This window comes from Nonomuraea sp. NPDC003804 (genome assembly GCF_040610675.1).
Lineage (GTDB): Bacteria > Actinomycetota > Actinomycetes > Streptosporangiales > Streptosporangiaceae > Nonomuraea.
Window position 1 is genome coordinate 290548 of sequence record NZ_JBEXMT010000002.1, and the last position, 20947, is coordinate 311494.

Consider the following 20947-nt stretch of genomic DNA (forward strand, 5'->3'; position numbering starts at 1 on the left):
CCCACGTGTTCCGGGTCCTTACGCGTACGGGAAGGTGATGATGCCCTTGGCCACGAGGCGGACGTAGAAGTCGGCGCCCATCACCGAGAACATCGACGCCCACGCCAGCGGCTGGTGCTTGGCGTTGAGCTTGGAGACGAACGTCCAGGCCTTGTAGCGCAGCGGGTGGCGAGAGAAGTGGTTGAGCCGTCCCGCGGTGATGTGCCGGCAGGAGTGGCACGACAGCGTGTACAGGTTGATCAGGATCGCGTTGCCGATGAGGATCCAGGTGCCGAGCCCGAGCGGCTTGTGGACGAGCGCGAGCACCGCGTCGTAGGCGAGCACGAGGCCGATCATGATCGCCGCGTAGAAGAAGTAGCGGTGGATGTTCTGGATGATCAGCGGGAAGCGGGTCTCACCGGTGTACTTGCCGTGCGGCTCCTGGACGGCGCATGCCGGCGGCGAGAGCCAGAACGAGCGGTAGTAGGACTTGCGGTAGTAGTAGCAGGTGAGCCGGAAGCCACCGGGCAGGCCGAGGATCAGCAGCCCCGGCGGCAGGGTGTACCAGTCGCCGAACGGCGCCAGCCCGAGGAACCTCGCCCCCTCGTGACACGAGGTCGCCAGGCACGGCGACGAGAATGGTGCGATGTAGGGCTCGACGAAGTAGCTGGTGTCGAGAATCGCCCACACACCGTAGACCAGAAAGGACATCAGCCCTAGAAAGGTCAAAAGCGGGGCGATCCACCATCGATCTGTGCGCAACGTGCGCACTGTGATTCGGGCGCGCTCTCGTCTGACCTGGGGTTCAGGGGTCGTCTGGGTCATCGCGGACCTCTCCACCTCCCGCGGAATGGGTGCTGCGAGGGTGGTGGAATCACTCGCCTCTCGCGCATTGGTGGGGGATACGTTACGACGCTGGCATCGGGTTGTGTGAGAAGCATCACTCACCTTTTCCGATGCCTGGCTGTGATTCCCGTCACCCATCCCCGTTAGGGGGCAGTTTAACCACGCTCACGAAGAACTCGTCGATCTGCCGGACGACCCTGACGAACTGATGAAGATCCACCGGCTTGGTCACGTACGCGTTGGCGTGGAGGCGGTAGCTGTGCAGGATGTCCTCCTCCGCCTCGGAGGTGGTGAGGACCACGACGGGAATGCTGCGCAGATCGGGGTCGCTCTTGACGTCGGACAGCACCTCCCTGCCGTCCTTGCGGGGCAGGTTGAGGTCGAGCAGCATCATGTCGGGCCTGGGCACGGCGGTGTAGGCGCCCTGCCGGCGCAGAAAGGCCATGGCCTCCTCGCCGTCGCTGACGACGTAGAGCGTGTTGCGCACCCGGTTGAGCTCGAACGCCTCCCTGGTCAGCAGGACGTCGCCGGGGTCGTCCTCGACCAGCAGCACGTTCATCACTCGCCCCTGCCCGGAAGGGTCCACCGCACGGTCGTGCCGGGGCCCTGCCTGGTGTCATTGTCCACCCAGATCCGGCCGCCGTGATACTCCACGATCTTCTTGCACAGCGCCAGCCCGATGCCGGTGCCCGGGTAGCGGTCGCGGGTGTGGAGCCGCTGGAAGATCAGGAAGATCCGGTCGGCGTACTTCTGCTCGATGCCGATCCCGTTGTCGGCGCACGAGAACTCCCACATGCCGTCGGCGGCCTGACGGGCCGCGATGCGCACGACGGGTGGCTCGTCGCTCCGGAACTTGACGGCGTTGCCGACGAGGTTCTGGAAGAGCTGGGTGAGCTGGCTCCTGTTGCCCGTCACCTCGGGCAGGCCGGCGCAGGTCACCTCGGCGCCCGCTTCCTCGATCTGGGCGGCGAGGTTGGCCAGCGCGTCGGCCAGCGGCAGCGCGGCGTCGAGCGGCACCTTCTCGCCGCCGATCCTGCCCACCCTGGAGAAGTCCAGCAGGTCGTTGATGAGCAACTGCATCCGCTTGGCGGCGTCGACGGCGAAGGAGATGTACTGCTTGGCCCGGTCGTCGAGCTGGTCGCCGTAGCGCTGCTCCAGCATCTGGGTGAAGCCGGCCACCTTGCGCAGCGGCTCCTGCAGGTCGTGGCTGGCCACGTAGGCGAACTGCTCCAGCTCGCCGTTGGAACGCCTCAGCTCCTCCGCCTGCTCGTCCGACCGCCGCCACTGGGACAGGATCCTGCGCCGCATCGCGTCGATGTGGCCCGACAGCTCCGCCAGCTCGGCGGGCCTGTCGACCCGTAGCGGGTGGTCGAAGTCGCCGTGGGCGACCGCGCGGACCTGCGCGGCCAGCTCGGTCACCGGGCGCAGCACCATGTGCCTGACGATGAAGCCGATCAGCACGAGCAGGCCGATCAGGACGGCGGCCAGCACGCCGAGGGCGAGGGCGAACGTCCTGGCCCGATCGGTCAGGCGCGCGGCGCCGCTGTCATGGTGCAGCTTCAGGGCGGCGCGCTGGCCGGACAGCGCGAACCTCACCTGGTCGAACCTGCCCCGGTCAGCCTGGACGCTCTCCTTGGTCAAGGGTCTGCCCTTGAGAATCGGCTCGGCGACCTCCGCCCGCCAGGCCGCCGCGGCCCGCGTGATGCTGTCGATCCGATGTCCGGGCATCAGGCCGTTGATGCGCGCGACGGCCCTGTCCTCGCTCGCGCGGGCCCGCTCGTAGGCGTCGGCGTACTGCGGGTCGGCGGTCAGGCCGAAGTCGGTGACCGCCTCCCGCTGGCTCGCCAGCGCGCCGGCCAGGTCGAGGGTGGCCAGCATGGTCGGATCGACGACCTCGACCACCTCGTGGCGCGCGTCGGACAGCCGGCCGAGCGAACTGACCGTCACCGTGGCGCCCGCGACGACGACGAGCAGCCCGACGATCGCGGCGAACAGGAACCAGCGCCCGATGGGCAGCCTGCCGTACCCCGTGGGCGGCTTCGGGGCGGGGAGCGGGCGCAGCGCGGACATGCGGCTCAACCCTTCCTCGTGATCAGTACGGCGGCGAGGTCGTCGCTCAGGACCTCCCCGTTGATCTCGGTCACGCTCTCGATGAGGCGGTCGAGATCGATGCCGCCGTGGTCGGCGATGATCGCCAGCAGGCCCTCGGTGCCGAGCAGGCCGGGCCCGCCGTCCACGGTGGCCTCGATCAGCCCGTCGGTGTAGACCAGCAGCGACCACGCGTCGCCGAGCGGCACGTCGATGGCCTTCCACTCCACGTCGGGGAAGATGCCGAGCGGCGGCCCCGAGGGGCCGCCCCTGACGACGTCGATCTCACCCCCTCGGATGAGCACGGGCGGCGGGTGGCCGACCAGGTGCATGGTCGCGCGGGCCAGGCCGGGGTCGATGGTGGCGGTGCAGAGGGTGGTGAAGATCTCGGGAGACTTGCGCTCGTGCCGGAGGACGGTGTCGAGCGTCTGGAGCGCGTCGTTGCCGTGCCGTCCCGCGAGCGTCAGCGTGCGCCAGGCGATGCGCAGCGCCACCCCCAGCGCGGCCTCGTCGGGCCCGTGTCCGCACACGTCGCCGACCACGGTGTGGATCGCCCCGTCGGGGCCCTGCACGGTGTCGAAGAAGTCGCCGGCCAGCAACGAGCGCTGGCGCCCCGGGCGGTAGCGGGTCCGGTGCTCGACCGCGCCGGGCTCCAGCAGCGGCACCGGCAGCAGCCCGCGCTCCAGGCGGGTGTTCTCCCTGCGGATCAGCTCCGACTGGATGAGCCGCTGGTGAGCCAGGTCGGCGCGCTTGCGCTCGATGGCGTAGCGGATGGCCCTGGCCAGCAGGCGGGCGTCGATGTCCTGCTTGACCAGGTAGTCCTCGGCGCCCTCTGCGACGGCCGCGATGCCGACGTGCGCGTCGTTGAGGCCGGTCAGCACGACCACGGCCACGTCGGCCGCCATGGCCAGCACGTGGCGCAGCGCGTCCATGCCGGTGGCGTCAGGGAGGGAGAGATCGACCAGAACGCACTGGATGTCGCGGTTGAAGCGGTCCTTCGCCTCGGCCATGCTGCGCGCCCACGTGATCTTCGGCGGCTTCTCCACCTCCTGAAGCAGTTCCTCGACCAGGAACGCGTCGCCCGGGTCGTCCTCGATCAGCAGCAGGGGCGGCATTTCAGGAAGGCCGTGGGCTGTCACGTACACCTCTGATGAGCTCGACACCTTGGGGGAGTTCGCCGCCATGCTCCGCTTCGGCCAGGAAGAAGAGCAAGGTGGCACGGAAGGCCTGGGCGGCCCTGGTCTGTTCGACGTCCTTACGGTGCGCCAGTGCGATCGTACGGCGCAGGCCGGGAGGGGCGAGGGGGATGCCGGTCAGGCCCGGCCTGCCGTCCAGCACCATGGAGGGCACCACCGCCACGCCCAAGCCGGCTTCGACGAAGCGCAGCACGGCGTCCATCTCGCCGCCCTCGACGGCGAACCGCGGCTCGAACCCCGCCTGCCGGCAGGCGGCCAGCGTGGCCTCCCGCAGGTCGTAGCCGCGCCTGAACATCACCATGGGACGCCCGCGCAGCTCCTCGATCCGCAGGTACGGCCGGCGGACCCGCTCGTGTGACGGTGCGGCGACGACCAGGTTCTCACGCAGGACCTCCTCCGTCACCAGGGCCGGGTCGTCGCTCTGCAACGGCATGATGATCACCGAGAGGTCGAGCTGCCCTCTGGCGAGCGCTCTGACCAGATCGCGCGAGCCGCCCTCCTCCACGAGCAACTCGATGCCCGGATAAGCACGATGAAAACGAGCGAGCGCGTCGGCCAGCAGGCCCGCGCACAGCGACGGCGTGGCGCCGAGCCGTACGCGGCCTTTCCTGAGGCCGGCCAGCTCGGCCACCTCCTGGCGGGCGGTGTCGGCGTCGGCCAGCATCCGGCGCGCCAGCGGCAGCAGGGCCTCGCCCGCGGGGGTCAGCGTGACATTGCCGCGCGCGCGGGAGAACAGCGGGGCGCCCAGCTCCGACTCCAGCGCCTTGATCTGCTTGCTCAGCGACGGCTGCGCCACACGCATGCGCTCGGCGGCCTGGGTGAAGTGCCTCGTCTCCGCCACCGCGACGAAGTAGGCGAGCTGCTGGAGCTGCACTTTCCACAGCGTAGGGGTTGTGAGATTGGTCGCACGGCAGCGGGTGCCAAGCGCCGCTCTACCGGGTGTATAGCCTGAGGCTATCGAAACCAGAACTGTGATGACTTGGACGGATAAACGCAGCGTAAATAGCGTGGGACGTTGTGACAGCCACGATTGAGCGCGGATCCGCCACCGCGCCGGTTTCCACCCCCGCCAAGGCACCACAGCCACCGGCGAAGCCTTCAACGCCCAAGAAGACCGGCGGGTTCCTGGGCTCCTCGAACGGCAAGAAGGCCGTGATGGCCGTCACAGGCGCCATTCTCGTGCTGTTCCTGCTGCTCCACATGGTGGGCAACCTCAAGATCTTCCTGGGGAAGGCCTCCTTCGACGAGTACGCGCACTTCCTGCGCGTCATGGGCGAGCCGCTGGTGCCGTACCGGACGGTGCTGACGCTCACCGAGGCCGTCCTGTTCGTCAGCGTCGTCCTGCACATGTGGGCGGCCATCTCGCTGGCCAGGCGCGCGGCCAAGGCCCGCCCGGTGAAGTACGCCGTGAAGAAGTCGCAGGCCAAGGGCTACACCACGCACATCATGCGGTTCGGCGGCATCACGATCGCGCTGTTCGTCGTCTGGCACCTGCTCGACCTGACCTTCGGCGTCGTCAACCCGGCCGGTTTCTCCTCCGCCCCCTCCGAGCGGCTGGTCGACGGCTTCCAGCCCGGACGCTGGTGGGTGACCGTCTTCTACGTCGTGGCCGTCGTCATGGTGGGCCTCCACCTGCGCCACGGCCTGTGGAGCATGTTCCAGACGCTCGGCTGGTCGAACGGCCGCCGCCGCAAGCCGCTGAACACCGTGGCCGCCCTGGTCTCGGCCGTACTGGTCGCCGGCTTCCTCGCGGTGCCGTTCGCGGTCATGACAGGAGTGGTGAAGTGAAGTACACCGAGGGTCCCGAGATCAGGGACGCCAAGGCGCCCTCCGGGCCGATCGAGGAACGCTGGGAGAAGCGGAAGTTCGGCGCCAAGCTGGTCAACCCGGCCAACAAGCGCAAGCTGAACGTCATCGTGGTCGGCACCGGCCTCGCGGGCGGCTCGGCCGCCGCGACGCTCGGCGAGCTCGGCTACAACGTCAAGTCCTTCTGCTACCAGGACTCGCCCAGGCGTGCGCACTCCATCGCCGCGCAGGGCGGCATCAACGCCGCCAAGAACTACCGCGGCGACGGCGACTCGATCTACCGGCTGTTCTACGACACGGTCAAGGGCGGCGACTTCCGCGCCCGTGAGTCCAACGTCTACCGGCTGGCCCAGGTGTCGGTGAACATCATCGACCAGGCCGTCGCGCAGGGCGTGCCGTTCGCCCGCGAGTACGGCGGGCTGCTCGACACCCGCTCCTTCGGCGGCGCGCAGGTCTCCCGCACCTTCTACGCGCGCGGGCAGACGGGCCAGCAGCTCCTGCTCGGCGCCTACCAGGCGCTGGAGCGGCAGGTCGCGGCGGGCACCGTGCAGATGTTCACCCGGCACGAGATGCTCGAGCTGATCGTCTCGGACGGCAAGGCGCGCGGCATCATCGTCCGCGACATGGTGACCGGCGAGATCGAACGCCACGTGGCCGACGCGGTCGTGCTGGCCACCGGCGGCTACGGCAACGTCTTCTACCTGTCGACGAACGCCAAGGGCTGCAACACCACCGCGATCTGGCGGGCGCACGAGCAGGGCGCCTACTTCGCCAACCCGTGCTACACGCAGATCCACCCCACCTGCATCCCGGTCTCGGGCGAGTACCAGTCGAAGCTGACGCTGATGTCGGAGTCGCTGCGCAACGACGGCCGCGTGTGGGTGCCGCTGGCCAAGGGCGACACGCGGGCTCCCGGGGAGATCCCCGAGGACGAGCGCGACTACTACCTGGAGCGGATCTACCCCGCCTTCGGCAACCTGGTGCCGCGTGACATCGCCTCCCGCGCCGCCAAGAACGTCTGCGACGAGGGTCGCGGCGTCGGCCCCGGCGGGCTGGGCGTCTACCTCGACTTCCGCGACGCGATCAACCGCCTCGGGCGCGACGCCGTCGGCAAGAAGTACGGCAACCTGTTCGAGATGTACGAGCGCATCACCGGCGAGAACCCCTACGACGTGCCGATGCGCATCTACCCCGCCGTCCACTACACGATGGGCGGCCTGTGGGTGGACTACGACCTGCAGTCCACCATCCCCGGCCTGTTCGTGATCGGTGAGGCCAACTTCTCCGACCACGGCGCCAACCGCCTGGGCGCGTCGGCGCTGATGCAGGGCCTGGCCGACGGGTACTTCGTGCTGCCGACCACCATCGGCGACTACCTGGCCGACGGCCCCTTCGGCGAGGTCGACGAGGAGGCCGTCGCCGAGGCCGAGATCAAGGTCCGCACGAAGATCGACAAGCTGCTGTCGATCAACGGCACCCGCACGCCTGACTCCTTCCACCGGGAGCTCGGCAAGATCATGTGGGACTACTGCGGCATGGAGCGCACCGAGGAGTCCCTGCGCAAGGCGCTGGAGCTGATCCCGTCGCTGCGCGAGGAGTTCTGGCGCAACGTCAAGGTCTCCGGCACCGCCGAGGAGCTCAACCAGGTGCTGGAGAAGGCCGGCCGGGTGGCCGACTTCTTCGACCTGGCCGAGCTCATGTGCCTCGACGCGCTGGTGCGCACCGAGTCGTGCGGCGGCCACTTCCGCGCCGAGTCGCAGGACGCCGACGGTGAGGCGCTGCGCGACGACGAGAACTTCGCGCACGTGTCGGCGTGGGAGCACAGCGCCGACGGTCCGGTGCTGCACAAGGAACCGCTCGAGTACGAGTACGTCAAGATGAGCCAGCGGAGTTACAAGTGAACCTGACCCTCAAGGTCTGGCGCCAGAGCGGTCCCGGCGACGCTGGTCGGTTGGTGACCTACCAGGCCAAGGACGTCTCGCCCGACATGTCCTTCCTGGAGATGCTCGACGTCGTCAACGAGCAGCTGATCCTTTCGGGTGACGACCCGATCGCCTTCGACCACGACTGCCGCGAGGGCATCTGCGGCATGTGCGGCATGGTGATCAACGGCGTGGCGCACGGCGAGCAGGTCGCCACCACGACGTGCCAGCTGCACATGCGCCACTTCGAGGACGGCGCCACCATCACCATCGAGCCGTGGCGCGCCGCGCCGTTCCCTGTGGTGAAGGACCTGGTCGTCGACCGTTCGGCGTTCGACCGCATCATCCAGGCGGGCGGCTTCGTCTCCGTCCCGGCCGGCTCCGCCCCGGACGCGCACAGCCTGCCGGTGCGCAAGGAGGACGCCGACGCCGCCTTCGACGCGGCGACCTGCATCGGCTGCGGCGCGTGCGTGGCGGCCTGCCCGAACGGCTCGGCCTCCCTGTTCACCGCGGCGAAGATCACCCACCTGTCGCTGCTGCCGCAGGGCCAGCCCGAGCGCGTCAGCCGCGCCAGGGCGATGGTCGACCAGATGGACGCCGAGGGCTTCGGCGGCTGCACCAACACCGGCGAGTGCACGGCGGTCTGCCCGAAGGGCATCCCGCTGGACACCATCGCCAGGATGAACGCCGACTACCTGAAGGCCAACGCCAAGTAGCGCCGTCACCGCGGGCCGTACCTCCCTGGGCGGGGGTGCGGCCCGCCGTGTTTCCCGCGGTACCGCTGTGACGGGTGGGCACGGAAAATGGTTTGCCTGGTCAGCCGGGCCTTTGTCAATCTTGACGGGCTATGCGCTCCCTACCCCAGGCCGATCCCGGCATCCCTGACTCACGCACGCCCACGCGCTATCTCCTCTGGACCGCGCGCAACCAGGCGGGCGCCCTTGCCGTCGGCATCGGCTTCGCCACCCTGTGGTGGTTCGCGCAGGCGCTCATGCCGCACGTGCTCGGCAGGGGCATCGACGCCGTCCTGGGCAAGGACTCCGGCGGGCTGGTGACCTGGTCGGCCGCGCTGCTCGGGCTGGGGCTCGTGCAGGCCTACGCCGGCATCATGCGCCACCGGCTCGCCGTCTACAACTGGCTGGCCGCCGCCTACCGCACCGTCCAGGTGACCACCAGGCAGGCGACCAGGCTGGGCGCCACGCTGCCCAAGCGCCTGTCGACCGGCGAGGTGGTCAGCGTCGGCAACTCCGACATCGCGCACATCGGCAACTCGATGGACATCCTGCTGCGCGGCACCGGCTCGATCGTGGCGATCGTCACGGTCACCGTGATCATGATCTCCACGTCGCTGGAGCTCGGCCTGCTGGTCCTCGTCGGCGTGCCGCTCATGGCGATCGCGGTGGGCCCGCTGCTCAAACCGCTGCACAAGCGCCAGCAGGCGCACAGGGAGCTCCAGGGCGAGCTGTCCACCAGGGCCGCCGACATCGTCGGGGGCCTGCGCGTGCTGCGCGGCATCGGCGGCGAGCAGGTCTTCGCCGAGCGCTACCGCGAGGAGTCCCAGCGGGTACGGCACGCCGGCGTGCGGGTGGCCGGTGTCGAGTCGGTCCTGGAGGGCGCGCAGATCCTGCTGCCGGGGCTGCTGATCGCGATCGTGACCGGCATCGGCGCCTCGTTCGCCGTCGGCGGGCAGATCAGGACCGGCCAGCTGGTCGAGTTCTACGTCTACGCGGTCTTCCTGATCGGCCCGATGCGCACGCTGACCGAGGCCGCCGACAAGCTCACCAAGGGCCACGTCGCCGCCCGCAGGGTCATCCGGATCCTGGCGATCGAACCCGAGGTGAGCGGCGGCGCCGAGTCCTCGCCCGGCGGCCTGCTCCACGACGTCGAGAGCGGCGTCACCGTCCGGCCCGGCACACTGACCGCCATCGCGTCCGGCACGCCCGAGGACGCCATCGAGATCGCCGACCGCCTCGGCCGCTACACCGACGGCCAGGTCTCCTTCGGCGGCATCGACCTGGGCTCGCTCCCGCTGCGCGAGGTCCGCGCCAGGGTGCTGGTCGCCGACAACAACGCCAGGCTGTTCGCCGGCCGGCTGCGCGACGAGCTCGACGTCCGCGGCGACGCCTCCCCCGAGGCCGTACGGCAGGCGCTGCACGCCGCCTGCGCCGAGGACATCGTGGAGGCGCTCCCCGACGGCCTCGACGCCCACGTGGCGGAGGCGGGCCGGGAGTTCTCCGGCGGGCAGCAGCAGCGCCTGCGCCTGGCCAGGGCGCTGGTGGCCGACCCCGAGGTGTTGATCCTGGTCGAGCCGACCAGCGCGGTCGACGCGCACAGCGAGGCGCGCATCGCCGACCGGCTGGCCAAGGCCAGGGCCGGCAAGACGACGCTGGTCTGCACGACCAGCCCGCTGGTGCTCGACCGCACCGAGCACGTGATCTACGTGGAGGGCGGCAGGGTGCGCGCCGAGGGCGCGCACCGGGAGCTGCTGGCCACCGAACCCGCCTACGCGGCGACCGTGACGAGAGGGGAGGACTGAGATGGCTCGGGAGATCCTGCCTGTCGCCGACCAGGCGCAGGTGCGCGCCTACGCCAGGCGGCTGACGCTGAAGTACCCGCGCGAGCTGACCGTCGCCCTCGCGCTGCACGCGCTGGCCGCCGCGGCCGGGCTCGCCGTGCCGTGGCAGCTCGGCGACCTCGTGGAGGACGTGCGGCGCGGCGCCGAGGTCGACGGCACGCTGGTGGCCGTCGGCATCGGAACGTTCCTGGTGCTGCAGGCGGTGCTGGTCCGCTTCGCGGTGCTGGCCTCCTCCAGGCTCGGCGAGAAGGTGCTGGCCGAGCTCAGGGAGGAGTTCGTCGAGCGGGTGCTGGCGCTGCCGCTGTCCACGGTGGAGCGGGCCGGTTCCGGCGACCTGATCACCCGGACCTCGCGCGACGTCGACTCGCTGTCGAGGACGGTGCGCCACGCGGTGCCGGAGACGCTGATCGCCCTCGTCACGGGGGCGATCACGATCGGTGCGATGCTGCTGGTCAGCCCGCTGCTCATGGCGCCGATGCTGCTGGCCGTACCGATCATCTGGATCTCGACCCGGTGGTACCTGAAGCGGGCGCGCGACGGGTACCTGCGCGAGAACGCCGCCTACGCCGACATGACCGAGGGCCTGGCCGAGACGGTCGAGGGCGCCAGGACGGTCGAGGCGCTCGGCCTGCAGGAGCGGCGCCACGCCCGCACCGACGGCGACATCGGGCGCTCGTGGGCGGCCGAGCGCTACACGCTCGGGCTGCGCACGGTGTGGTTCCCGGCCGTCGAGCTGGGCTACGTGATCCCCGTGGTGGCCGCGCTGCTGGTCGGCGGGCTGTTCTACATCAACGGGTGGGTGATGCTCGGTCAGGTCACCGCCGCCGTGCTCTACGCCCAGCAGCTCATCGACCCGCTCGACAGGTTCCTGATGTGGATCGACGAGCTGCAGGTCGGCGGGGCCGCGATGGCGCGCCTGCTGGGCGTGGCCAACGTGCCGGACGACCGTACGGCCGGGGCCGACACCCCTGACGGCGAGGACCTGGTGGCCGCCGACGTCCGCTACTCCTACCGCGAGGGCCACGACGTCCTGCACGGCGTCTCGCTGACGTTGCGGCCCGGCGAGCGCCTGGCCATGGTCGGCCCCTCGGGAGCCGGTAAGTCGACGCTGGGCAGGCTGCTGGCCGGCATCCACGGCCCCCGCACCGGCACGGTGACCGTCGGCGGCGTGCCGCTGGTCGACCTGCCGCTCGACGACCTGCGCGGGCACGTCGCCCTGGTGACCCAGGAGCACCACGTCTTCCGCGGCACACTGCGCGACAACCTGCTGATCGCCAGGCCCGCGGCCTCGTCCGACGAGGTGCTCGGCGCGCTGCGGGCCGTCGACGCGATGGAGTGGGTCGAGTCGCTGCCCGACGGGCTCGACACGATGGTCGGCTCGGGCGGCACGTCGATCTCGCCCGCGCACGCCCAGCAGCTCGCGCTGGCGCGGCTGGTGCTGGCCGACCCGCACACGCTGGTGCTGGACGAGGCCACCTCGCTGATCGACCCGCGCGCCGCCAGGAACCTGGAGCGGTCGCTCGCGGCCGTTCTCGACGGCCGCACGGTGATCGCCATCGCACACCGCCTCTACACCGCGCACGACGCCGACCGGGTGGCCGTGGTCGAGGACGGGCGCATCAGCGAGCTGGGCTCGCACGACGAACTGGTGGCCGAGGGCGGCTCCTACGCCGCCCTCTGGGCGAGCTGGCACGGCGCCCCGGCGCCGACCGCCCGCTGATCACTTCCAGAAGCGCACCTCGGGGTAGGCGCGGGACGGGCCGTCGAGCAGCGGCCCGTCCCCGCCCCTCAGCTGCCGGTCCACGAAGGCGGCGACGTAGGCGCGGGTGATCCCGATCGCCCGCGTGCCCTCGATCGCGCTGCCCGGAAGGCCGAGCTGGGGCCGGAGAACCGCGTAGTCGACGAGATCGATGATCCGGCCCTGGCGCTGCGCGTTCATGCCGTGGTCGGCGGAACGCCCGCCTATCGGCGTGAATTCACGCTGGGGGATGTCCCCAGGGATCTTGAGGACTTCGGCCCTTGGGTGATCCGCAATGTCCTCAACCCCGGGCGTCCGCTGTTCCGCGAGGGCAGGTTCCTCCTGGCCGAGGAGCCGGAACTCCGCGACACCGCGCTCTTCCACGGGGTCCTGTCGGCGGTCGCCGGAGGCAACCACACGCGACGAGGAATCGCCGGTTATCTCGGCAGGAAATCAACGGATCTCGGGCACGCGCTTACCGTGCTCGAGGACATCGGCATGATCTGCAGGGAGCCCGACGCTTTCCACGGCAAGCGGTCGGCCTATCGCATCACCGAACCCATCCTCAGCTTCTATCACGCGATCATGCGACCCGAGTGGACCGACCTGGAACGGCCAGGGCTGGCCGCGCGGGTAGGGGACAGGTCGCAGGCGGCCTTCCGCAGCAAGGTACTGGGGCCGCATGTGGAGCACCTCGCCCGGCTCTGGACCCGCTGGCATGCCGAGGCCGAGACCGTCGGCGGACGGGCCGCACGCGTCGCGTCGGGCGTGCTGCCGGATCCCGCCAACCGGACCGGGCACGAGCTCGATGTGGTGGCGTTCGCCCGCGCGGACGACGGACGAGAGCGGATCATCGCGATCGGTGAGGTGAAGAGCGGCGACGTGGTGGGTCGGGCGCATCTGGACCGGCTGGAACACGCTCGCGGGCTGCTGTGGAACAAGGACGAGCGGGCGACAGCCGATACGCGGCTGCTGCTGTTCAGCGCGAACGGGTTCACGCCACAACTGGAGGAGATCGCTCAGAGGCGTACGGACGTGCGGTTGGTGGGGCTGGAGGAGCTCTACGAGGGCTCCTGAGCTGTCTGCGGACGCGGGCGGTCAGGTCACCGGCGGGCCCGAACCCCCACCGCCTGCGGGGGTTCGGGGCGAACGGCGGATCAGGCCAGGCCCAGCGCCTTCTTGAGGAAGTCGACCTGCAGCAGCAGCAGGTTCTCCGCGACGACCTCCTGCGGCGTCATGTGGGTGACGCCGGACAGCGGCAGCACCGTGTGCGGGCGTCCCGCCGCCAGCAGCGCCGACGACAGGCGGAGGGTGTGGGCGGCCACCACGTTGTCGTCGGCCAGGCCGTGGACGAGCAGCAGCGGGCGGTCGAGCTTGGCGGCGTCGGCGAACAGCGACGACTGGTCGTACACCTCGGGCTGGACGGCGGGGTCGCCCAGGTAACGCTCGGTGTAGCAGGTGTCGTACAGGCGCCAGTCGGTCACCGGCGCCCCCGCGATGGCCGCGTGGAAGACGTCGGGGCGGCGCAGGACGGCGAGCGCCGCCAGGAAGCCGCCGAACGACCAGCCGCGGATGGCCACCTTGGACAGGTCGAGGTCGTCGGGGTACTGCTGCGCGACGCCCTGGAGCGCGTCGATCTGGTCGTCGAGGACGGGGGTGGCCAGGTCGTTGAGGACGGCCCGCTCGAAGGCCGGACCGCGACCGGGCGTGCCGCGGCCGTCGATGACGACGACGGCGAAGCCCTGCTCGGCGAACCACTGGCTGGTGAGGTACATGCCCTGGGCGGCAAGGACGCGCTGGGCGTGCGGCCCGCCGTACGGGTCGAGGAGCACGGGCAGCTTGCGCGAGCCCGGCTCGTGCCAGGAGGGGAAGACGACCGCGGTCGACAGCTCGCGGGTGCCCGCGCGGCCGAGGTGGACGCGCAGGTCGAGGCCGGGACGCTCGGCGAGCGAGGGGATCGGGATGGTCATGCCGCTGGGCAGGACCACCGTGGCGGAGACGCCCTCCTTCTCGAGCGACTGCTCGGTCAGCACCCCGACGCCGCCCGACAGCCGGCCCGAGTAGACGCCGGACGAGGTGGAGACGGGCATGAGGGAGTGGCCGTCCCAGGTCCAGAGCTGGATCTCGGTCGGGTCGCCGCTGGCCCTGAACAGCACGGTGTCGCGGTCGATGTCGAGCACGTCGCGCACCTGGAGGGTGGGCGGGGTGATCGCGCGGTCGCCGACGAACAGCCGGCGCCCTCCCTCGTCGTCGGCCACCCAGACCAGGGAGCCGTCGTCGAGGTGCCCCGGTACGCCGGTCACGATCTCGACCCAGGCGTCGTCGGTGTCCTCGCGCAGCAGCGTGGCCGCGCCGGTGGCCGGGTCGACGGTGAACAGGCGCAGCGCCTTCTGGTCGCGCGGCATGGTGACGATCGACAGCGCGTGGGAGTCCCAGGCGGCGGTGGTGAGGTACTCGTCCTCGAACGGCACCGCGACCCTGGAGCCGTCGAGCCCGATGACGAACAGCTCGGTGCGGGCGTTGGGCGTGCCCGCCGCCGGATACCGCTGCGGTACGGCGGCGCGGTCCGGATTGGCGGGGTCGGCGATGTACCAGGTCTGGACGGGCGCCTCGTCGGCGCGCTCGACCAGGAGCGCGTCGCTGCCGGGTGCCCACCAGTAGCCGCGGTGGCGGTCCATCTCCTCGGCGGCGATGAACTCGGCCAGGCCGTAGGTGACGGTGTCGCCCTCGGGCTCGGCCAGGGCGCGGTCGTCGCCGGTGGCCAGGTCGTGGACGCGGAGGCCGCCGCCGGTCACGTAGGCGACCAGGCGACCGTCGGGGGACAGGCGGGGGTCGATGACCGCGCCCGGCGTCTCCAGGCGGCGCGTGGCGCCCTCGGCCACGTCGGTGACGTACAGGCCGCCGGACAGCGCGAAGGCGGCTGTCGTGACGGCGGAGTCGGTGGCGTAGGCCACGACGCCACCGGCCTGCTCCCTGCTGCGCTCGCGGCGGGCGCGCTCCTCCGGCGGCAGGTTCTCGTCGTCGGCGTCGAGGGCGCGGGGGTCGACGAGCAGGCGTTCGACGTGGGTGGCGGTGTCGAGCTCCCACAGGCAGGTCACCGGGTCGGTGCCGGACTGCGTCCGCAGGAACAGGACGCGGGCGCCGTCGGGGGAGATGGTGAAGCCTCTGGGCACTCCCAGGGTGAACCGGCGGGTCCTTGCGTGCAGGCGCGGGAAGCTCTCACTCATAAGCCCCCATCCTGCCAGGTGAGACGGTCGCCCCGCGCGTCCGGTGACGCCGTAGGAAACGCAGGTGGAGCGGGTGGAAGCAGTGGCGGAGACAGGCGCCGGGTGGCATACGCTCGGGGCATGAGTGATCGACGCCTGCTGCTCGTCCACGCCCACCCCGACGACGAGACGATCGGCACCGGCGCCACCATGGCCAGGTACGCCGCCGAGGGAGCCCACGTCACCCTGGTCACCTGCACGCTGGGCGAGGAGGGCGAGGTCATCCCGCCGGAACTGGCCCACCTGGCGGCCGACGGCGACGACGCGCTCGGCCCCCATCGCGTCGGCGAGCTCGACGCCGCGTGCAAGGCGATGGGCGTCGACGACCACCGCTTCCTCGGCGGTCCCGGCAGGTGGCGCGACAGCGGCATGATGGGCGCCGCCGCCAACGACCGGCCGCACGCGTTCTGGCGGGCCGACCTCGACGAGGCCGCGGCCGAGCTGGTGACGATCATTCGAGAGGTGCGGCCGCAGGTGCTGGTCACCTACGACGAGGACGGCTTCTACGGTCACCCCGACCACATCCAGGCGCACCGGGTGGCGTGGCGGGCCTTCGAGCTGGCCGCCGACCCGGCCTTCGGCGAGGGCGAGCCGTGGCGGATCGCCAAGTTCTACTACACCGCCACCGCCAAGTCCGTCATGCGCAGGACGGCCGAGGAGATCGAGCGGTCGGGGGTCGGCTTCGTCGCCGAGAACGTCGAGGACGTGCCGTTCGGCGTTCAGGACCACGAGATCACCACCGAGGTGGACGCCCGGCCGTACCTGGGCAACAAGTTCGACGCGATGCGGGCGCACGCCACCCAGATCACCGTCGACCCGCCCTGGTTCGCGCTGTCCAACAACATCGGGCAGGAGGTGTTCGGGGTCGAGCACTTCATCCTGCGCAGCGGGATCACGGGCGAGACCGGGCCGGGCGCGCCGATCGAGGCGGGCGGGCTGGGCGAGCATCACGCCCTGGAGAAGGATCTGTTCGCGGGCATCCACTAACCTCCTCCGTTATGGAGCAACGGAGCCATGCCGAGTCCGCGCTGGCGGGGGCCGCGTACGGCATGCTGGCCGTGCTGGGGGTCGTCCTCGGCGTGGTGGGCGGGTTCACGCACGCGTGGTACGTCGGGCCGACGTGGCCGCTGGCGGCCATCGGCTGGGTGCCCGCGCTGTTCGCGATCTGTTTCGGCGCGGGCAGGCTGATGCGCGCCAAGCTCGGCGCTTCCGCGGTGGCGGCCGGCTGGCTGCTGGTGTCGATGGTGTTCTCGCTGAAGCGCGCGGCGGGCGACCTGGTGATCGCCGGTGACGTGGCCGGCTTCGTCTACCTCTACGGGGGCATGGCGGCCGTGCTGGTGGCCGTGCTGCTCTCGCCGTCGTCGGCGGGCGGCGGCTCGTGGCTGCTGAAGGGCGTCGACCAGCAGGCCCCGATGATGCGGCAGCCCCCGCCGACGGTCGACGGGGGCCGCTGACGCGCTACCGGATCCGGGCCACTGGATCCGGGCTACTGGATCCGGGCTACTGGATCCGGGCTACTGGATCCGGGCTACTGGACCGGGGGCTGCGGAGTCGGGGTCGGAGTCGGAGTTGGGAGCGGGTCGGGCTCGGGTGTCAGATCGCCTGTCTCGCCGTCGTCGTCCTCGCCGCCGTCGCCCCCGTCATCCCCGGTGGTGGGGCAGGTGGTCGGAGTCGGCGTGGCGGCCAGCGGGGTCGTGACGGCCGGGTCCACGGCCGGCGTGCCGCCGTCCGCGGGCGGGACCGCCTGGGGCGTGGGCGGGTTCGGACTCGGCGTCGGGCTCGGGCTCGGGTTCGGGGTCGGGATCGTGTCCTGGGCCGGGAGCGCGGGTGTGCAGGTGACGTAGACCGTGGCGGTCGCCGTGACCGTCGGGCCCGTCGTGACCGTGGTGGTCGCGGTGGTGGTCGCGGTGGTGGTCGCGGTGGTGGTCGCGGTGGTGGTGGCGTTCACCGTGGTGGTCGCGTTCACCGTGGTCGTCGAGGCGACCGTCACCGTGGCCGACGGGACCGCCGACGCGGTGACCGTGGCGGTCGCCGACGGCGTCGCCGTGGCCGTCACCGTGCGCGTCGGCCAGGGCAGCACCTTGAGCGAGACCGAGGCCTTGCCGCTCTTCTTGTAGGTGCCCTTGCCCAGCTTGGTGGAGGACTTGCCGGCGCCGGTCGTCACCGGCAGGGAGGCGGTGGCCGTCTGGCAGGACTTGCCCTTGCACACCTTCTGCTTCACAGTGAAGCGAGCCGCACCGCCGTACGTGACGGCGACGTCCAGATAGGCGACGCCCTTCTTGGTCACCACCTTGGTGGTCGCGGTGTACTTGGCCGCGGTGGGCGTCGGCGTGGGGGAGGGGCTGGTGGAGACGGGTAACTCCAGCCGGTCAACCGTGGGGGTGTCAGTGGCCGAGGAGGTCTGGGTGACGGCGAGGCCGCCGACGGTGGCCAGTGCCATGGTGCACACCAGGGCGGCCAGAATGATGAATCTCATGATCCTGCTCTTGGGGGAGATTTCAGGACGGGGATCATTATTCCGATTTGTCAAGTCGGGTCAAGGGTGAGAGGCATGGACAGGCGGCACCGGATCCGCAGGATCGCCAACTTCGTCAACCTCTCCACCCCTCTTGGCCTGCTGATCTCCGTCATCGGCGGGACGACGAGAAAGCCCGGCCCTCAGGGACTCATTCTCGCGTACGGCTACCGCTACGGCTTCCCCGTCGCCGGCGCCTTCACCGTCGGGAACGTCGTGCTGACCAAGCACCCCGAGACCTATCTGACCGGCAGGCTGCTCGATCATGAGGACCGGCACGCCACCCAGTGGGCCTGGTGCGCCGGACTGCCCATGCTGCCGCTCTACCTGCTCTCCCTCGGCGTGTCGCTGCTGATCTGCGGCAACCAGGCCGCCTACAACCCCTTCGAGCGACTGGCCGGGCTCGACGACGGCGGGTATCCCCGCGCGGCGCCGTGGTGGAAGCGGAACCAGTCGCTCCCGGAGGGGATCGAGAAGGGCGAGTGAGCGAGTCGCGACCGCTCACGGCGTGAGCGTGAGCGTGTACCTGGCCGCCTTCCTGATCGAGTCGAGCTTGGAGTGCATGGGCGTGGTCCGCCCGTCGGCCCACAGTGCCGCCTGGTCCCAGTAGTTGTCGTGGAAGGCGTGCCCCGAGGCGCCGGTCAGGTTGATCCAGCGGGAGCGGTCCATGTCGGCCAGGTCGACGACCATCCGCATCGAGGGGACGGCGGTGATCCCGTAGTCGTCCTGGATGTTCCATCCCGTGGCGTTGACCGCGTCCTTGTTGCCGGGCGAGCCGAACGGGCCGCGGTTGAACAGCGCCTCGACAGGGCCGATGCCCGAGGTGCCGAAGGTCTGGTTGGTCAGGGTGAGCGTGTGCAGGTCGCCCCACCGCCACGCCTTCGCGTCGGGGCCGAGCAGTCCGGCGAGCTCGTGGTGGGCGTCGGCCATGGCGGCGCGCAGGACGTCGTCGCGGGTCTCGGTGACGTTCTTGGTCGTCACGTCGTCCCAGTACGGGTCCTCCGGGCGCTCCAGCAGGTTGCGCACGACCTCGTACCAGCGGTCGCCGCCGCCCGGCCGGGCTCCCGAGGGCAGCTCGTCGTTGAACGTCGCCATGAGCAGGTGCCGCCAGACCGCGTTGAAGTAGGCGGCGGGCGCGGAGTCGAGGCCCTGGGAGCCGTCCCATCCGCGCAGCAGCGCCTGGGCGTCGGCGCTGGGGCCGGCCAGGCCCACCTTCAGCAGCGCGGGGACGAGGACCTCGGCCAGGCCGTTGTGGGAGTCCTGCTGGATGCGGCTCATGGTCTCGGCGTCGATCTTGCCGCTCTTGGTCGCCCGCCGGACCCGTTCGAGGATGCGCTTGGCGCGGTAGCCGTACGACCAGTCCTTGGTGAGGAGCTGCCGGTAGCGGTCGGGGTTGATGACGGCGTTGTTGGCGGTGACCACGAAGCCGTCGGCCGGGTCGGAGACGCTGGGCAGCTCGTCGAAGGGGATCGCGCCGCGCCACTCGTACTCGCCGGTCCAGCCCGGCACGGGCCAGGTGCCGTCGCCCTTGGCGCGCACGGGGATGCGGCCGGGCGCCTGGTAGCCGATGCGTCCTTCGGTGTCGGCGTACACGAGGTTCTGCGCGGGCACGTCGAACAGTGAGGCGGCGGCGCGGAACTCGTGCCAGTCGCCCGCCTCGTTCAGGTCGAAGATCGCCTCGGCGGCGGTGCCGGGGGTGAGCGCGGTCCACTGCAGGGCCACGGCGTTGGCCTCGTCCGACGGTTTGACGCTGCCCATCACCTCGTGCATCAGCGGCCCGTGCCTGGTCTTGCGGACCTTGATGGTCACGGGGTCGCCGCCGGCGACCTTGATCTGCACGTTCTTGGTCTCCAGCGGGAGCCACTCGCCCTTGTAAAGGTAGGTGTCGTCCTTGACCTGCTCCAGGAAGAGGTCGGCGACGTCGGGGCCGAGGTTGGTGAACCCCCAGGCGATCTTGTCGTTGTGCCCGATGATGACGCCGGGCACGCCGGAGAAGGTAAACCCTGTCACGTCATAAGCGCATTTTTCCGACTTCGTACGGCAGTGCAGCCCCGCCTGGTACCAGACCGACGGCAGCTGCGCCGACAGATGCGGATCGTTGGCCAGCAGCGGCTTGCCCGTCGTGGTGTGCTCGCCCGAGACCACCCACGAGTTCGACCCGATCCCGTCGTTCTCCTCGGCCCCCATCAGGTCGGGCACCCTGCTCAGCGCCTCGGCCGCACCGGTGAGGACGGCCGAGCCCTCGCCGAGCCGCGGCTCGCTGCGCTCGTCGAAGCGGCCGTCGGCGATGGTGCCCTGCGTCACGATCGCCGGGTTGCGGTCGAACGGGTAGCCGGGGAAGAGCTGGTTGACCCGCTCCCTCGGCAGCTTCGTGGCGGCGAGGGCACGGTCGATCTCGTCGTCGAGGTTGGAGCGCAGGTCCCAGGCCATCGCCTTCAGCCACGACACCGAGTCGAGCGGTGTCCAGGGCTCGGGCTTGTAGCCGGAGTTCTGCAGCTTCAGGACGGAGTATTCAAGGCTCCTGTCCGAGGCGTTCGGGTGCTCGGCGAGGTAGGCGTTGACGCCCTTGGCGTACGCGTCGAGGTAGCGCTTGGTGCGCTCGGTGAGGTTCGCCAGCTCCTGCTCGGCCACCTCCCGCCAGCCCATCGTGCGGATGACCTTGTCCTCGGTCAGCGTCGCCGGCCCGAACAGCTCCGACAGGCGTCCCGCGGTGACGTGGCGGCGGAAGTCCATCTCCCAGAAGCGGTCCTGGGCGTGGACGTAGCCCTGCGCCATGAAGAGGTCTTCGGAGGTGTCGGCGTAGATCTGCGGGATGCCCCACTCGTCGCGGTAGACCTCGACCTTGCCGGTCAGGCCCGCAACCTTGATGGTGCCTTCGAGCCGCGGGAACGACTGCCGCGCTATCCACACGCCGACCGCCGCGAGGACGAGCGCCAGGGCCAGGAGGACGGTCAGCACCCTCGCGAGCCAACGCAACGGCCACGGCAACCCCGCATAGGGCCTGAACCTCACGAAA

18 protein-coding genes are annotated in these 20947 nt (G+C 70.6%); 9 read left to right on the forward strand and 9 right to left on the reverse strand.

Annotated elements, in window-relative coordinates; all coding sequences use genetic code 11:
* Positions 1-18: 18 nt before the first annotated feature.
* The 5 genes from ABZX22_RS03615 to ABZX22_RS03635 form a co-directional block, all read right to left on the reverse strand.
* Entirely contained in the window at positions 19-804 is a 786-nt protein-coding gene (locus ABZX22_RS03615) for a hypothetical protein (protein ID WP_354905783.1), read from the reverse strand.
* Positions 805-955: 151 nt separating this feature from the next.
* On the reverse strand, positions 956-1384 hold the full coding sequence (locus ABZX22_RS03620; protein WP_354905785.1) for a response regulator: 429 nt from the start codon (positions 1382-1384) through the stop codon (positions 956-958).
* Positions 1384-2895 carry an ATP-binding protein gene (locus tag ABZX22_RS03625; RefSeq protein WP_354905787.1) on the reverse strand — a complete coding sequence of 504 codons (1512 nt, stop codon included), beginning with the start codon at positions 2893-2895 and terminating at the stop codon, positions 1384-1386. The genes ABZX22_RS03620 and ABZX22_RS03625 overlap by 1 nt, the downstream gene beginning before the upstream one ends.
* 5 nt (positions 2896-2900) lie before the next feature.
* The gene (locus ABZX22_RS03630; RefSeq protein ID WP_354905788.1) at positions 2901-4028 is read right to left on the reverse strand and encodes a SpoIIE family protein phosphatase; all 1128 of its coding nucleotides are present in this window, start codon (positions 4026-4028) and stop codon (positions 2901-2903) included.
* Between the two features lies 1 nt (position 4029).
* Positions 4030-4983, reverse strand: coding sequence for a LysR substrate-binding domain-containing protein (locus ABZX22_RS03635; protein WP_354905790.1), 954 nt, complete (start codon positions 4981-4983; stop codon positions 4030-4032).
* A gap of 281 nt (positions 4984-5264) precedes the next feature.
* Between ABZX22_RS03635 and ABZX22_RS03640 the strand changes: the two genes are divergently transcribed.
* The 5 genes from ABZX22_RS03640 (at position 5265) to ABZX22_RS03660 (ending at position 12132) form a co-directional block, all read left to right on the forward strand.
* Positions 5265-5897 (forward strand): succinate dehydrogenase cytochrome b subunit, encoded by a 633-nt coding sequence (locus ABZX22_RS03640; protein WP_354905978.1) that lies wholly within the window; start codon positions 5265-5267, stop codon positions 5895-5897.
* Positions 5894-7816 (forward strand): fumarate reductase/succinate dehydrogenase flavoprotein subunit, encoded by a 1923-nt coding sequence (locus ABZX22_RS03645; protein WP_354905792.1) that lies wholly within the window; start codon positions 5894-5896, stop codon positions 7814-7816. The genes ABZX22_RS03640 and ABZX22_RS03645 overlap by 4 nt, the downstream gene beginning before the upstream one ends.
* A complete protein-coding gene (locus ABZX22_RS03650) occupies positions 7813-8553 on the forward strand; it encodes a succinate dehydrogenase/fumarate reductase iron-sulfur subunit (protein WP_354905793.1) in 741 nt (246 codons plus the stop codon). The genes ABZX22_RS03645 and ABZX22_RS03650 overlap by 4 nt, the downstream gene beginning before the upstream one ends.
* Positions 8554-8684: 131 nt before the next feature.
* Positions 8685-10373: an ABC transporter ATP-binding protein gene (locus ABZX22_RS03655; protein ID WP_354905794.1), complete on the forward strand. Its 1689-nt coding sequence runs from the start codon at positions 8685-8687 to the stop codon at positions 10371-10373.
* A gap of 1 nt (position 10374) precedes the next feature.
* The gene (locus ABZX22_RS03660; protein ID WP_354905795.1) at positions 10375-12132 is read left to right on the forward strand and encodes an ABC transporter ATP-binding protein; all 1758 of its coding nucleotides are present in this window, start codon (positions 10375-10377) and stop codon (positions 12130-12132) included.
* Here the strand turns inward: ABZX22_RS03660 and ABZX22_RS03665 are convergent, their stop codons facing one another.
* Positions 12133-12351 (reverse strand): hypothetical protein, encoded by a 219-nt coding sequence (locus tag ABZX22_RS03665; protein ID WP_354905796.1) that lies wholly within the window; start codon positions 12349-12351, stop codon positions 12133-12135.
* A gap of 3 nt (positions 12352-12354) precedes the next feature.
* On the opposite strand from ABZX22_RS03665, the gene ABZX22_RS03670 reads away from it, so the two are divergent.
* Complete coding sequence (locus ABZX22_RS03670; protein ID WP_354905797.1) at positions 12355-13227, forward strand: hypothetical protein; 873 nt, start codon at positions 12355-12357, stop codon at positions 13225-13227.
* An 80-nt stretch (positions 13228-13307) separates the two neighbouring features.
* Here ABZX22_RS03670 and ABZX22_RS03675 read toward each other — a convergent pair whose 3' ends face one another.
* On the reverse strand, positions 13308-15377 hold the full coding sequence (locus ABZX22_RS03675) for a prolyl oligopeptidase family serine peptidase (protein WP_354905799.1): 2070 nt from the start codon (positions 15375-15377) through the stop codon (positions 13308-13310).
* A gap of 120 nt (positions 15378-15497) precedes the next feature.
* On the opposite strand from ABZX22_RS03675, the gene mshB reads away from it, so the two are divergent.
* Positions 15498-16403 carry an N-acetyl-1-D-myo-inositol-2-amino-2-deoxy-alpha-D-glucopyranoside deacetylase gene (mshB, locus tag ABZX22_RS03680; protein ID WP_354905801.1) on the forward strand — a complete coding sequence of 302 codons (906 nt, stop codon included), beginning with the start codon at positions 15498-15500 and terminating at the stop codon, positions 16401-16403.
* A gap of 11 nt (positions 16404-16414) precedes the next feature.
* Positions 16415-16870 carry a DUF6113 family protein gene (locus ABZX22_RS03685; RefSeq protein ID WP_354905803.1) on the forward strand — a complete coding sequence of 152 codons (456 nt, stop codon included), beginning with the start codon at positions 16415-16417 and terminating at the stop codon, positions 16868-16870.
* 74 nt (positions 16871-16944) lie between these two features.
* Here ABZX22_RS03685 and ABZX22_RS03690 read toward each other — a convergent pair whose 3' ends face one another.
* Positions 16945-17892: a hypothetical protein gene (locus ABZX22_RS03690; protein ID WP_354905804.1), complete on the reverse strand. Its 948-nt coding sequence runs from the start codon at positions 17890-17892 to the stop codon at positions 16945-16947.
* A gap of 75 nt (positions 17893-17967) precedes the next feature.
* On the opposite strand from ABZX22_RS03690, the gene ABZX22_RS03695 reads away from it, so the two are divergent.
* A complete protein-coding gene (locus ABZX22_RS03695) occupies positions 17968-18417 on the forward strand; it encodes a hypothetical protein (RefSeq protein ID WP_354905805.1) in 450 nt (149 codons plus the stop codon).
* Between the two features lie 15 nt (positions 18418-18432).
* Here the strand turns inward: ABZX22_RS03695 and ABZX22_RS03700 are convergent, their stop codons facing one another.
* Positions 18433-20943, reverse strand: a complete 2511-nt coding sequence (locus tag ABZX22_RS03700; RefSeq protein WP_354905807.1) for a penicillin acylase family protein — start codon at positions 20941-20943, stop codon at positions 18433-18435.
* Positions 20944-20947: the final 4 nt, after the last annotated feature.